Origin of the sequence: Kitasatospora sp. NPDC058492, assembly GCF_042720685.1 — a bacterium.
Classification (GTDB): Bacteria; Actinomycetota; Actinomycetes; order Streptomycetales; family Streptomycetaceae; genus Kitasatospora.
This window is the reverse complement of record NZ_JBHXMU010000044.1, coordinates 45,971-58,175: the sequence shown is the minus strand read 5'-3', so window position 1 is coordinate 58,175 and position 12,205 is coordinate 45,971. Positions and strand designations below refer to the sequence as shown.

14 protein-coding genes and 1 pseudogene are annotated in these 12,205 nt (G+C 70.6%); 8 read left to right on the top strand and 7 right to left on the bottom strand.

The window, feature by feature from the left end:
- Positions 1 to 201 precede the first annotated feature (201 nt).
- From ACFWPI_RS26425 to ACFWPI_RS26395, 7 genes are all read right to left on the bottom strand, one after another.
- Positions 202 to 693: a hypothetical protein gene (locus tag ACFWPI_RS26425; RefSeq protein WP_380375264.1), complete on the bottom strand. Its 492-nt coding sequence runs from the start codon at positions 691 to 693 to the stop codon at positions 202 to 204.
- A gap of 3 nt (positions 694 to 696) precedes the next feature.
- Positions 697 to 1,119 (bottom strand): hypothetical protein, encoded by a 423-nt coding sequence (locus ACFWPI_RS26420; protein ID WP_380375262.1) that lies wholly within the window; start codon positions 1,117 to 1,119, stop codon positions 697 to 699.
- 55 nt (positions 1,120 to 1,174) lie between these two features.
- Positions 1,175 to 2,884 carry a transcriptional regulator gene (locus ACFWPI_RS26415; RefSeq protein WP_380375261.1) on the bottom strand — a complete coding sequence of 570 codons (1,710 nt, stop codon included), beginning with the start codon at positions 2,882 to 2,884 and terminating at the stop codon, positions 1,175 to 1,177.
- Positions 2,885 to 2,919: 35 nt separating this feature from the next.
- Positions 2,920 to 3,498 carry a telomere-protecting terminal protein Tpg gene (gene tpg, locus ACFWPI_RS26410; protein WP_380375259.1) on the bottom strand — a complete coding sequence of 193 codons (579 nt, stop codon included), beginning with the start codon at positions 3,496 to 3,498 and terminating at the stop codon, positions 2,920 to 2,922.
- Positions 3,499 to 3,515: 17 nt separating this feature from the next.
- Positions 3,516 to 4,484 carry a hypothetical protein gene (locus tag ACFWPI_RS26405; protein ID WP_380375258.1) on the bottom strand — a complete coding sequence of 323 codons (969 nt, stop codon included), beginning with the start codon at positions 4,482 to 4,484 and terminating at the stop codon, positions 3,516 to 3,518.
- A gap of 195 nt (positions 4,485 to 4,679) precedes the next feature.
- The gene (locus ACFWPI_RS26400; RefSeq protein ID WP_380375257.1) at positions 4,680 to 4,976 is read right to left on the bottom strand and encodes a helix-turn-helix domain-containing protein; all 297 of its coding nucleotides are present in this window, start codon (positions 4,974 to 4,976) and stop codon (positions 4,680 to 4,682) included.
- A 178-nt stretch (positions 4,977 to 5,154) separates the two neighbouring features.
- On the bottom strand, positions 5,155 to 5,895 hold the full coding sequence (locus tag ACFWPI_RS26395; RefSeq protein WP_380375256.1) for a GntR family transcriptional regulator: 741 nt from the start codon (positions 5,893 to 5,895) through the stop codon (positions 5,155 to 5,157).
- Positions 5,896 to 6,201: 306 nt separating this feature from the next.
- On the opposite strand from ACFWPI_RS26395, the gene ACFWPI_RS26390 reads away from it, so the two are divergent.
- From ACFWPI_RS26390 to ACFWPI_RS26355, 8 genes and pseudogenes are all read left to right on the top strand, one after another.
- Positions 6,202 to 6,831, top strand: coding sequence for a hypothetical protein (locus ACFWPI_RS26390; protein WP_380375255.1), 630 nt, complete (start codon positions 6,202 to 6,204; stop codon positions 6,829 to 6,831).
- Positions 6,831 to 7,166, top strand: a complete 336-nt coding sequence (locus tag ACFWPI_RS26385) for a hypothetical protein (protein ID WP_380375253.1) — start codon at positions 6,831 to 6,833, stop codon at positions 7,164 to 7,166. The genes ACFWPI_RS26390 and ACFWPI_RS26385 overlap by 1 nt, the downstream gene beginning before the upstream one ends.
- A gap of 3 nt (positions 7,167 to 7,169) precedes the next feature.
- Positions 7,170 to 7,994, top strand: coding sequence for a hypothetical protein (locus ACFWPI_RS26380; RefSeq protein ID WP_380375252.1), 825 nt, complete (start codon positions 7,170 to 7,172; stop codon positions 7,992 to 7,994).
- Positions 7,991 to 8,167, top strand: a complete 177-nt coding sequence (locus ACFWPI_RS26375) for a hypothetical protein (RefSeq protein ID WP_380375251.1) — start codon at positions 7,991 to 7,993, stop codon at positions 8,165 to 8,167. The genes ACFWPI_RS26380 and ACFWPI_RS26375 overlap by 4 nt, the downstream gene beginning before the upstream one ends.
- 273 nt (positions 8,168 to 8,440) lie before the next feature.
- Positions 8,441 to 10,333 carry a DUF2637 domain-containing protein gene (locus tag ACFWPI_RS26370; RefSeq protein WP_380375250.1) on the top strand — a complete coding sequence of 631 codons (1,893 nt, stop codon included), beginning with the start codon at positions 8,441 to 8,443 and terminating at the stop codon, positions 10,331 to 10,333.
- A gap of 291 nt (positions 10,334 to 10,624) precedes the next feature.
- On the top strand, positions 10,625 to 11,149 hold the full coding sequence (locus ACFWPI_RS26365) for a hypothetical protein (protein ID WP_380375248.1): 525 nt from the start codon (positions 10,625 to 10,627) through the stop codon (positions 11,147 to 11,149).
- Positions 11,146 to 11,358: a hypothetical protein gene (locus tag ACFWPI_RS26360; RefSeq protein WP_380375247.1), complete on the top strand. Its 213-nt coding sequence runs from the start codon at positions 11,146 to 11,148 to the stop codon at positions 11,356 to 11,358. The genes ACFWPI_RS26365 and ACFWPI_RS26360 overlap by 4 nt, the downstream gene beginning before the upstream one ends.
- A 120-nt stretch (positions 11,359 to 11,478) precedes the next feature.
- Positions 11,479 to 12,205: pseudogene (locus ACFWPI_RS26355) on the top strand (hypothetical protein); the annotation flags it as partial.

Genomic DNA, 12,205 nt, shown 5'->3' with positions numbered 1-12,205 from the left:
TGTACGCCCGTCGCGGCGGCTCCTCTTCTCCCCTATATAGGGGCGGCTCCAGCGCTCGCGCACTGAGGCCGCCCCGCTTCCTGACGGTGGCCCGGTCAGCCCCGCAGGACGTACCGGTCCGGGAGGCGGACGACGCCACCCTTGCCGGCCCGGCGCCGGACGCGCCGGGCTCTACGACGTGCGGGTTCACGGGGTGGGCGGTCAGACGGTGCGGGCCGGACCGCCGGCCGCGGCGCCCTCACGGAGTCCGAGGTCGAAGAAGCTGCGGGCGAGGAGGGACACCTCCCGGCCGAAGTGGCCGTTGTGGTGGCCGGTGTACCAGGTCCCGCACCCGCACTCGGACTCAACTCCGGCCGGCCCGGGCCGGACACGGCCGGTGGGGAAGTGCGAGCTCACCAGAGACGCGGCCCGCCGGTCGAGGTCGTCGGCGGAGACGGTCGACCCCGGCCCGGACCGCGGCGCCACGTAGTCCCAAGTGACCCACTCCCCGGCATCCGCCGCGCCGCCGGGGTCGTCGTCCGGCTCCCACTCCTGGGTGTGGTGGACGCCGCCGGCCGTCGACCACCGCAGGGTGCGGCCGTCCCCCGGGTGGAAGGCTCGGTGCCAGGGCCCGGGGTGGCCGGCCGACAGGGTGCACCGCGCGGGCACCGAGTAGTGGTCGGTGGTGCAGGCGGTGCCGTCGTCGCCGGTCACCGGCTATACCGTCGGCGGGAGGCGCAGCTCGGCACCTTCGAGCATCTCGGCGGCCTCCCGCAGTGCCGCGGCCAGCCCCCGGCGCCCCCACGTCCCGTAGACGCTGAGCCGCACTTCGCCGACTCCCTCGGCGTCGGTGTAGGCCGGGTGGACCTCCGGGATCTCGGGGTCCTCGCCCCACACCACCCGGGAGTGGTGGACCCGAGCCCGCACCCCGCACCCCGCGGTGGGGTCCACGGTGAGGATCACGTCGGTCTGCTCCCGGCCCGTCTCCTCCTCGGTCACGGCGACCGACACGACCCCGATCGGGCCCGGATTCAGGTCCGAGTACGCGCAGAACTCCCAGCCATTCCGGCTGTAGTCCGGCGTGCGGTGCTTGGCCTCGGGCGGTGGCTCTTCGAACGTGGCGATGTAGCGCTTAGGCATGAAGTTCTCCAGTAGATGAGGGTGGTAAGCGCGCAACTGCCGTGCGGATCCGCCGTCACTCGCCGTCGAGAACGGCATCCCGGCCGACCTTGAGGAAGCGGCCCGGGTTGATCTCCTTGCCCAGCTCCTTGCCCTTGTCGAGCATGTCGAGGTACCACGCCATGTCGCGGACCCCCTCCTCCTTGACGTAGCCCGGGTTCGGGCCGAGACGCCAGCCACCCGTCAATGGGCTGCCGTCCGCCTTGTGCGGCACGACGGCGACCGCGGTCGGCTCGGTCGAGGCGTAGATCCAGCAGTCGGCCAGCACCGCCAGCGGCACGGCGCCGGTGGCAAGCCAGGTCTTGACGGCCTTGCGGTGCGCACCGGTACGCGACGCCGAGATCACGGTGTACCGGGCGTGCGGCGAGTACGTCGGGCGGCGCAGCGCCGGCCACGGCGCATTGCGCTCCCCCCGCCGGCGGCCGACCGGCTTCTCGGCCATCTTTCCGATGCCGCCCTTCGCGACCTGCTTGATCGCCCGCAGCAGCGCCGCCGACTCCGGGTCGCGGTTGTTCGCCTCGGCCATTGCCTTGACGAACTCGGCCTCGGACATGTCCGGGGTGATACCGAGGTCGGCGAGGGTCGCCATGTAGGCCGTTTGCAGCCGCCCGTACCAGAGATCGAAGTACCCGCCGTACGCCGGCAACCCGTCCTCGACCGGCTGCACCCTCAGGTACGCCTCGATCGGCTTCACCTCGACACCGAGTTCGGCGGCGTACGCGAGCGTGGGCGTCTCGTACCAGGCCGGCCCGGTCGGCGGGCGCCCGTCCGGCGTGAACGGGCTCGGGAAGGTGTCCGGGAGCGGGCGCCATTCCTTCGTCACCGGGTCCTGCGCGCGCAACTGCACGCCGGAGAAGTCGACCAGCCATGCGCCCGGGATCCGCTTGTCGAACTTCGGGCCGTCCGTGTGCACAGCCTCACCGAGGCCGATCGGCAGGCGGTTGGATGCCGACGCGAACGCCATGCACAGATCGACGCCGACGACGTAAGGGAGCTTCCTCTCCTCCTCGGTCGGCTCCCGGTACCAGGCGAGCGACTCCTCCATCACCACGTGCCGGGGGTTGCGCCGCTGCTCGCGGGTCCGCTCGGCCGCGACCGGGTGCTCGTCGAGCGCCTCCGGGAGCGCCGGGTTGGTCGGCACCGACAGGGAGCCGGGCAGCGGCACGCGCCGCATCCGCCCGCCCGAGAAGTCAAGCTTCTTTGGCGGCCGGACCGCGGTCATCAGCTCCAACGAGGTCGCCGCGGTCGAGCCGGTCGGCGGGATCAGCCGCTCGGCGAACTGCCCGAGGACGTACGCCAGCGCGGCCGGGTCGCCACCGTCCGCGATCCCACCCCACCGCATGTTTGCGTCGAACGCGCCCCAGGGCACCATGGCGAACCGGCACTCCACCCGCTCCCGGTACAGGAACGTCCACGCGGCCAGCCCGGCCCGGCCGATATCCCACCCGGCCTCGGTCAGCGCGATACGCGCCGGGTGGTCCTCGGGCAGTCGCAGGCCCTCGCGGTCCGCGAGCTGTTCCGGCAGTCCGAAGAATTCCACCGCCGACGCGGTCACCACCAGCAGCGGGCCGAAGTCCTCGCCGTAGTGCGACAACCGCGGCGCACCCAGTCCGTAGGAGAGCGCCCACTCGGCGGCCGTCGCCAGATCCACGACCTCGGCCGGCAGGGTGACGATCTGAACGTCCGGCCGGTGCGCCACCAGCGCACCGCCGACAGCTTCCAGCACAACAAGAGGAGCAGTGAAAGAGGTCTGAGAGGTCATCACGGCGTCCAAAACTTGATGTAGTCGATATCGGTGAACTCAACGTCGAGGCCCGCGGCACCGCCGCCGGGCACACGGAACTTCGCCTCGGCGACACCGTCGGCAACCAGCTCCCGGAGGCGGTCCTCATCGCCCACGCGCATCGCCTCGAAGATCTCGGGGATCAGGTGGCTCGGGATCTCCTCATCCACCCGGCGCAGCCGAGCGTCGTCGGTCCCGCCGGCCTGGCTGGTGGAAAACCCGAACGACGCCCGGGCTTCCACACCCAGGCCGCCGCGCTCGGCCTGCTGCTGAGCCTGCGCGAAAATCCTCGGCTGATGATCCTTGCGGACCTCGGCCTCAAGGCGCCTGAGCGTCTCCGCGCTGGCGTTGCCGATCTTGGCCTCGCGCTTCAAGTAGCGCTGCACCTGTCGCCGGGAGACGCCCAGACGCTCGGCGAGCCGGGCCGTGTTCGGCTTCCCGCCCTTCGGCGTCGCCTCGCGCGCCAGCGCGTTGAACCGGCCCTGCGGGGTCTTGGCGATGTCGCGGGTCCGGATGGTGAAGCGCTCGGTCAGAGCGTCAATGATCTTGTCGTTCATGCTGAACTAGCCTCCTTTCAGGCCGACTTGATGACGCGGACAGGGATGAGTTCCCGCGGTACGCCCTGCGGGGGGATGGACCGGGCCGCCATGTCGGCGGCTTCGAGGCAGACCCCGGTGCCGCACAGCGGGTGACCCGGGATCGTCGTCTTGAACGGCGCCTTGCACACCGGGCACTCCGCCTGCCGAGGCGAGCCCTTTCCGGTGTAAACGTCCCGGGCCGGCAGGAGGTACTGCGGCGGCAGCCGCTTCAGGAGCTTGGAGAGGTACCCGCCGGGGTTGAAGGCCTGGCGGTCGCGCGTCGCGTCGAGCGCCCTCAACAACGCGTGCTCTGGCCAGCCGTTGCGCAGGAACCAGCGGACGGAGGACTCGGCGATGGCCCGCTCATCCGGGCCGCCGCTGAACCAGTGCACCTGATCGACGACCCTCGCGGCCCGCTCCGGCAACTTGGCGAGCTCTTCGTCGCCGGCCAGCGGCGCCGCGGTGAACTGGCTCAGCAGCGTGAACCGGTCCGCCTTCCGCTCGACGTGCCCCGTGACGGGGTCGATGACGGTCACCGGCCGGAACGCGACCAGATCGGCGCGGATCAGGTGGGGGCGGTGCCGCTCGACGCTGCGGAGGGAGATGCCGGCCACGCGGGCGAGATCCTCGGTCTTGACCTGCCCTTCCCAGCCGATGTGGGCAAGCGCGATCAGGCACTTTGCGCAGGTCGGGTCGGGGGCGACCACGGCCGCCGCCCATTCCAGCGCGCCGGGGAGAACCGGCTCGCTGGCGGTTGAGCCGCGCAGCGGGGTGCGGCGGTCGCCGTCGATCCGGTTGTGCGCCCAGAGGTGGGCGAGGTGGACACGGACGGCCCGCTTTCCGAGGCTGGCCGCCTGACCGATGGCCTCCGCGGTCAGCGGCGTTTCGGGGTCCGCAGCATGCTTCTGGTGTTCTTCGAGAGCCGCGAACACCTGGCGGCAACTTCGGCAATCATCCGGGTTCATGTCCCGGTGCTGCGGTGGCACGGATTCGGCCTTTCCGGCCTGCTGGCGCGGTGTACTCGGGAGCCCCCGGGTACACTGGGCAGCAGACCTTGAACACGGTCAACGGAAGCCCAAGCCGGTCCGAGAGGTGCGAACTCTCGGAGAGCAACCCGGCGGGGGCTTTCGTCGTTTCTGGGGAATATGACTTCGGCCAGCTCAGGCCGGGACGACGTGCAAGACCTGCTGTCGGCCGCCGATGAGGGCAGCCCTCCGGGACCGGGGCAGCTTGCTGAGTGCGTGGGTCGGTCCGCACATCAACTCCGGTACCGGGATGCCGTAATGGGCGCTGATCGCATCGACGTCGTCGAGCGTGTACGCCGCCGACCCGTTCTGCTTCCGGGACACCTGTCCCTGCGTGATGCCCAACGCTCCGGCGAGGACCGTTTGGGTCTCGCCGGTGGCGTTGAGCAGGCTCGCGACAGTGTCGCGGAAGCTCTCTGCACTGGAGCTCATGCCGTGGCCTTCCCTCATGAACTATGAGCGATGCTCATACTGCCAGAACGGGGGCGGTGCGTTTCCTGCGACACGCCGAACCATCTTCACGCAGAAGATCGCGTTGGTCCTGAGTGCAGGTACTCAGATGACCTTCCGGGCCGGCGCGGCAGTAGTGCCGTGCCGGCCCGGAAGGGTGCTACTCCGTGGCCAGCGACTCGGACGTCTTCAAGACGGTGGACCCGGGGATGATCTTCACGGCCACCTCGATCACACGGCCATCCTTGAGGGAGACGGTGCGGATGACCTGGGTGACGACGGCCGGATCTGTGAGCTCAAGGAGTTCCCGCTCCTGCTCGGTGGCGATTCGGCTGGTCTGCTCTTGCAGCGAGTGCCACTGAGGTACGCCCAGCCGTTCGGCGACCAGCTCGCGGGAGCCACCCGTCGAAACGGGCTCGGTCAGCTCCGGTGCGGCCTGCACAACGAACGGCGGGTAGTAGGAGCTCGTCACGTGCGCGGGGGTGCCGTCACGGCTGACGAGTCGCTGTCGCACGTGCACCAGGCTGCCCGGGTCGATTTCGAGTCGGAGGGCAATGCCCTCTTCGGACTCCGTCGTGCCGATCTCCAGAATTCGGGACTCTTCCCTAGCGCCCAGCGCTCGGCCGGTGGCGGCGTAGGTCCGGACACGGATGGCGACGCTGGCGCTTCCCGGCTCGGCGACCACGGTTCCGTGGCGCGGCCGGGCGATCGTCAGGCCCTCGCGGCGCAGTTCAGCCATGGCCGCGGAAGCGGTCGACATGGTGACCCCCCACTCCTCCATGACTTCGCGCAGCGTGGGCAGCTTGGTGCCGGGGGGGAGTTCGCCGCTGAGGATCTTCTGCCTGTAGTGGTCGGCAATCCTCTTGTAGGTCGCTCCGCCCGGGCCTTCCTGACTGGACATACAGGCTCCCTGTGGTCGGTGAGGACACAACCATAGCCCATTGCACCGGAGCATTGACAAGACCTCGGGCCGCAATGCATGCTCATCCATGTCGCCGCCAGCAACCGGGACGCAACTCCCGGTAGCGATGCGGTGTCATGCACCGTCGCCTGTCTGACCTGGGAGTTTTGCGAGGACCCTACCCTCGACGCACCTGGGAAACAGTGCAGCGGGCTCGACGACCCTACCGTCGGCCCGCTGCTCGGCGGCACCTTCACCTGCTTGTACCAGGGAGGCATCACCGTGAGCACCATCATGCCCGCTTCCATGAAGCGGACCGTAATCGCCCCGGGGAACGGCTCGAACTCGACCACCACCGGTCGCCCGTTCGCCGACCGCATCGCCAAGGCCACCGTTACCGTCCCCGCCGAGCAGTGGCTCGCCGATGCGGACCTCGACCAGCAGCTCGCCGCCGACCTCGCCGGCCTGACCGGCGTGGACGCCGAGCTCTGGGAGCAGCGTGACGGCGAGGCCCGCGAGGTCTACCTCGACCGGGCGGCGACCGCGATCCTCGACGTGAACCCGGACTACACCGAGTACGCCGCCGGCGGCGAGCTGGAGCTCGCGGTGTCCGAGGCGGAGTCGATCGTCCACAGTGAGGCGGCCCGCTACCGGCTGCTGTCGGAGGCCGGCCGGATCGAGGCCGAGCGGATCGCACAGAACGAGCGGGTGGAGGCCGCCCGAGAGCGTCGCGCCGCCGCCGTCGAGAAGCGTCTCGGCCGGGCCGCTGCCCGTGCGGCGGAGTTCGCCGAGCTCGACCGCACCGCCGGTGAGCCGGACGACCCGACGTGGTCGGCGTCCGAGCTGCGCGGCGTGCAGGCCCACAGCCCCTTCCGCAGCGGCTACCGGTACCGCTACCAGCGCGCCGACGGGACGCTCGCGCCGGAGAAGGCGTGATGGGCGAGCTGACGCTCGCCACCCGCCACCGCCGCCACGTCTCCGTAGCCCGCACCGCCGAGGTTCTCGCCTCCTCCGGGTTCCCCGCGGGCGACGTGCTTCTCGACGACGACCAGCTCGACGCGCTGTGCGCCGCGATGCGCTCCGCCTGGACGAGTAGCCCCGCCGAGTTCGACGCGGCCCTCGCGGGCCACCGCCGCGCCGGCCGGGCGTACTCCGCCGAGCTGCTCCCTGATCGTCCGGCCGTCCGAGCCATCCGCCCCGCGAACTGCGCGGAAGTGGAAAGTGCAGCGGCCACCACCATCCCCCCGTCCCGTCTCGCACAGGAGTGCTGAGCTGTGACCACCGCGAACCTCCCCTCGATCTACACCCCCCACTTCAAGCACCGCGCGCTGCGGCTCGCCGGCCTGCGGGCCGCCGAGGCCGCCACCGTCGCGGCCGGGCTCGGCGCCGGCGCGGTGAGCGTCGCCGCCGAGCGGCTGCACCTGCACCGGCCCGCCGAGTCGGCGGCCGTGATGGTGGACCACGCGATCGACGCCAACAACCGGGCGTGCAGCAGGATCAACGAGCTCGGCGCGGTCGCGCCGTCGCCCGCGCTGCTGTGGCTGTACCGCGTGCTCGGCGGCGAGCGGATCGACTCCCACCTCGCCGCGACGGTCGAGAACGACGACCCGGTGTACCCGGGCCCGATGCTCAGCCCGGAGGAGCTCGACCAGTTCGAGGCCGGCGAGGGCAGTGTCTACACCGACTCGAAGCCCGCTTCCGGCCCCGTCGCCGACAGGGCCGTGACCGCCCAGTACGCCGATTACGACATCACCGCCGCCGACGTCGCCTGCTGGCCGGAGCGCGACGCCGTCGAGGCCGAGCGGGTGAAGGCGGCGGTACGGGCGATCCTCGCCGGCGAGATCACCGTCCCGCGTGCGGACGGCGCCGCCGCCCGCCACTACGACGGCACCTGCGACTGCATGCAGCCGGAGGACGTCGAGGAGGGCGACTGCCCCGACGTGATCCTCGCCGTCGCGATCGACCAGGCCGAGGCCGAGGCTTACGCCGAGCGCTACCAGCGCGACCCGGAGGCGGTCGAGCGAGACATCGCGGCCCGCATGGAGACGCTCGACGTCCGGCTCGCGGCGCTGGCCGAGATGATCGGCGTCGAGCAGTGAGCGCCGAGACGGCCGCCGCTGACGCGCTGGTCCGCAAGGTGGAGCAGCACATGTCGGGCCCGCTCGGAGGGTCCACCGCGAGCAATTCCGCGTGGCTGACCGGCGGTCAGTCGCCGCAGCAGGGTTCGAGCAGCCCCGGCGGCTCCGGCACCTCGGGGGGCGGCCGTGGCTGACCCCTCTATCTGCGCCGCGTTCGCCAACGGGACCGGCGAGAAGCCGGATTCGAAGCCGGCCGACCCTCCCGCGCCGTCCACCGGCGGGGGCAAGTGAGCGCTGACCGCCCGGTCGGGGTGGCTCCGGTGTCCCCGGGGCCACCCCGCATTCGCGGGGCGTCACTGTTGCGCCGCGGGGGACCGGTTGTCGGCCTTCCGGATCGGGCAGAGATCATTACCCGAGATCGATCAAACATTCGGACGCCGAGCGTCCCCAGACCAGGAGCAGAACCCGTGACTGTGACGACCCTTACTGAGGCCGGCGAGGCGGTGCCCGCGACCCCCCCGGCCGATTCCGTCTACGCCCCCGCCCAGGCCGGGCCGGACACCCAACAGGCGCGGGATCCCCTGCGGTTCACGGCGGCCGACTGGGTCCTCGCCGTGCTCGCCGTCGTCGTGGTGATCGGCGTGTCCGGGATCGGCCTGGCCTCCTCTTACAGTGCGCTGGAACTGAAGGCGAAGCTGCCGACGAGTCAGGGCGGCTGGGAGTGGGCGCACCCGTGGATGCTCCCGGTCGGCCTGGACCTGAGCATCCTCGGTTTCTCGCTGATCAACTTGATCTTGATCCGCGTCGACCGCCCGGCATGGTGGGTCAAATGGGTGCCGAGGGCCGGCGCCTACGCCACGATCTGGCTGAACTGGGACGCGGCCGGGAACACCGGCAGCCGGATCGGGCACGCCGTCCTCGCCGCCCTCTGGGTCATCTTCTCGGAGATCGCCGCCCACGTGTACGCGGCGCAGCTCGACGCGATCCACCAGCGTCCGCGGATGGAAGGTGCCCGCCTGTCGCGGTGGTTCATGGATCCGATCACCACTGCTCGGGTTGTCCGGCTGATGCTGCTCTGGGAGATCACGTCCTATGAGCGTGCGCTGGAGCTGTTCAAGGAGCGGGAGGTGTACCGCCATCTCCTTACTCAGCGTTACGGGAAGAAGTGGCGGAAGCTCGCTCCTACGGACGCGCTGATGCCGCTGATGCTGGCCCGCCTCGGGCTGACGATCGAGGAGGGTCTCGCCGTGCCGGCGGACGCCGCTGCGGCGGACGCTCTACGGGAGCACGAGACCGGGGTACGGGAGCGGGCGCTCGCCCTACGGTTGAAGGAGGAGGCCGCCGAGGCGGACCTCGCCGCGGTCCGGCGACAGGCCAAGATCGACGCGGCCAAGGCGCGTGCCGACGCCGAGCGGCTGCTCGCCGAGGCGGAGCGCACGAGGGCGGCCGAGGCGGCCCGTACGGCGGCCGAGGCGGTCGTACGACAGCACGAGTTGGAGCTACAGGCCCAGGAGGCGCAGGCTACGGCCGCGAACGAGCGGGTGCTCGCCGAAGCTCGCGCCGAGGCCGCGAAGGTGCAGGCGCAGGCCGAGGCCGATGCTGCCGAGATCCGCCGTAAGGCCGGAGATGCCGAGGTCAAGGCCCGGATCGAGCGGGAGCAACTGGAGGAGCAGGCGGCCCAGGACAAGCGCCTCGCCGAGCTGGAGAACGCCCGTAGGGAGCAGGAGCAGGCCGCCGCGGCGGCCCAGGCAACAGCCGCTCACGACGCCGAGCTCGCCCGGCTGCGCAAGCAGCAGAGCGAGGCCGCCGCCGCTGCTGCGGAGGCCAACCGTAAGAGGGCCATCGACGAGCAGCAGGCGGCCGTAGCCCTTGAGGCCGCGTCCGTAACCCGCGCTCAGGCGGCCGTCACCGCGGCCGAGGCCGAGCGTTTGGCGGCCCAGGAGAAGGCGCTCGCGGCCGAGGCGGCGGCCAACGCCGCTCGACTGGAGAGGGAGATGGCCGAGGCTCTTGAGGCCGCGTCCGTAGCCAACGATGCCGCCCGTCGTACGCCGGCCGAGCGGCAGGCGTTGATCGTCGCCGACATGATCGAGAAGTTCGGCGAGGCGCTCGTCACGATCAGTTACATCGAGGAGAAGCTCGGGTTGCCGCACGCCACCGCCCAGGACCGTCGCGACCGCGCCCGTCCGATCCTGATCGAGCGGGCGTCGGTCGTCGCCGACATGATCGAGGAGCTCGGCGAGGACGTCTCTGCCGCGTACGTCGCCGAGAAGTTCGGGCTGCCACAGAACGTCGCGGAGGGTCGCCTCGGGCGCGCCCACCTGATCCTGGCGGAGCGCGCCGCCGCGATGCAGCCGGCCTAGTTCCCGCCGTGGCGGTCGGGGTTCCTTCGCGGAACCCCGACCGTCACGGGCGGCGGGCCGCAATGCCGCCTTGCAGAAGTTACGTAACTTCCACTACGGTTGCTCTGTGCGCTCGGGCCACTGGCCCCGCAGTACCACCGCCGAGGCGTCTCCCGTGCTGCCGTGCACGCCGCGCGGCCGATGTCTCGCCCTTCCGGTGGCCCGGCGGGCTCCCCGCCCGCCCGGCCACCGTGCACAACCCCCCATCGAAGTGCCCCGAACGGCCCCGATCAGAAATGAGGAAAGGCCACCATGAACGACGACGCCGCCCCGGACGCCGTCCTTTCCGACGCCGGTCTCAAATCGCTGACCAACGACAAGCGCCAGATCCACGGAAAGGATGCTCTGCACTACGAGCAGATCGCCGACCGCATCAGCGCCCATCTCTCTCAGCTCCACATCGACGGCGACGGCTGGTTCTCCGCGCAGTGGCGGGCGTGGAGGGTCTCCCGTCACGCCCGGAAGATGAGCAAGTTGTCGCGCCGGATCGCGAAGGGGAACCAGGCTCTCTACAGCGCGTTCAACAACCACGTCACGATGGTCCCGATAAAGCGCGCACAGAAGGTGGAGAAGGAACTCCAGAAGAAGGCGCAGCCGGCGCAGCTCTCGGGCGGGCAGGCTTCGAATGCCCAGGCCTCGAACTCCCACGTGCTGAACTTCAATTCCGGGACGTTCCTCAGTCCGGCCCCGCCCACGGCGCCGCCGCAGGAGATCCCGGCGGCCGGCGGCGGTGAGTGGAACATCTACCGCGAATTCCCGCAGCAGCAGGCGCAGTGACCAGTCCGCCCGACCCCCGGTCGCAGCAGAACAAGGCCGACTTCTGGAACGACCGACAGGACAAGGTCGAGACGTGGAAGCGAAGCGCCGAAGTGCAATGGGACCTGGTCAGGTCCGTGGCCAACAAGCGGGGGAAGCGCGGCGATGACTCGGTGTGGGAGGAGCTTTCGAAGCTCCTCAACACCTTCTACGTGAATCACTCCGAGTGATCGTCATCATCATCATCACCCCGCCCGGGACGCCCCGGGCGGGGTCCCAAAGCGCGCGCGCGACGCGCGCGCGCGAGGGTGGCACACCACATCACGCTCTGTCAACTGATTGGAGGCGCCGTGACCGACCAGGACGACGCCGGCGGACGGATCATCCGATTCCCGCGGATCGGGTTCGGGCGCCCGGATCGCCCGGCCACACCCGCGCCCGCCGACCCGGCACCAGCCGCCGTGTCCGACCCGCCGACCGGGCCGGCCGCCGATGACCGCTGGGCCGGCCCCATCGCCCGCGCGGAAATGGCCGCGATGGCGGTCGGGACCGGCGCGCCCGTGAGCGCGGGCAGCACGGCTCCCACTTCCGGGAATTCCGCCCCTACGATGCCGGCGCCGGGATTCGTTCCGGACACCTTCCTCGCGAATCCCGGAGGTGAGGTGCGGCCTCAGGAGGGCGCGGCATCGCTGGTCGCGCTCACCATGGCGGCCGTCGTCGGAATTGCCGTCTCGACCATGCGAGGAATTCATTCCGGAATCGCCTCGCTGCGCGGCGACGGAAAGGAAAAGGGCAAGGATTCCAAGGATTCGGACGAGTCGGACAAGAAAAAGAAGAAGATCCAGCCCGCGCACGAATTCGGCGAATCGGCCACGGGGAAGAATTCCGACAAGAAGTCGTCGCGATGGAATCCCTTCGGGTCGTCCGATTCGGGAAAGAAGAGCGGCGGCGGGACCTCGGGGTCGTCGGGAGGTTCCGGCGGCGGAAAACCGGGTGGTGCGGGTGCCGATTCCGGGTCGGGTAAGAAGTCCGACGGCAAGTCCGGCGGAAACGGTGCCGGCGGCGGCGGGAAGCCGA

What these genes read in the sequence shown, in the direction of transcription:
- ACFWPI_RS26420 (WP_380375262.1), bottom strand. Translation starts at nt 1,119, where the DNA reads ATGCCTAAGCGCTACATCGCCACGTTCGAAGAGCCACCGCCCGAGGCC.
- tpg (WP_380375259.1), bottom strand. Translation starts at nt 3,498, where the DNA reads ATGAACGACAAGATCATTGACGCTCTGACCGAGCGCTTCACCATCCGG.
- ACFWPI_RS26400 (WP_380375257.1), bottom strand. Translation starts at nt 4,976, where the DNA reads ATGAGCTCCAGTGCAGAGAGCTTCCGCGACACTGTCGCGAGCCTGCTC.
- ACFWPI_RS26395 (WP_380375256.1), bottom strand. Translation starts at nt 5,895, where the DNA reads ATGTCCAGTCAGGAAGGCCCGGGCGGAGCGACCTACAAGAGGATTGCC.
- ACFWPI_RS26390 (WP_380375255.1), top strand. Translation starts at nt 6,202, where the DNA reads ATGAAGCGGACCGTAATCGCCCCGGGGAACGGCTCGAACTCGACCACC.
- ACFWPI_RS26365 (WP_380375248.1), top strand. Translation starts at nt 10,625, where the DNA reads ATGAACGACGACGCCGCCCCGGACGCCGTCCTTTCCGACGCCGGTCTC.
- ACFWPI_RS26385 (WP_380375253.1), top strand. Translation starts at nt 6,831, where the DNA reads ATGGGCGAGCTGACGCTCGCCACCCGCCACCGCCGCCACGTCTCCGTA.
- ACFWPI_RS26405 (WP_380375258.1), bottom strand. Translation starts at nt 4,484, where the DNA reads ATGAACCCGGATGATTGCCGAAGTTGCCGCCAGGTGTTCGCGGCTCTC.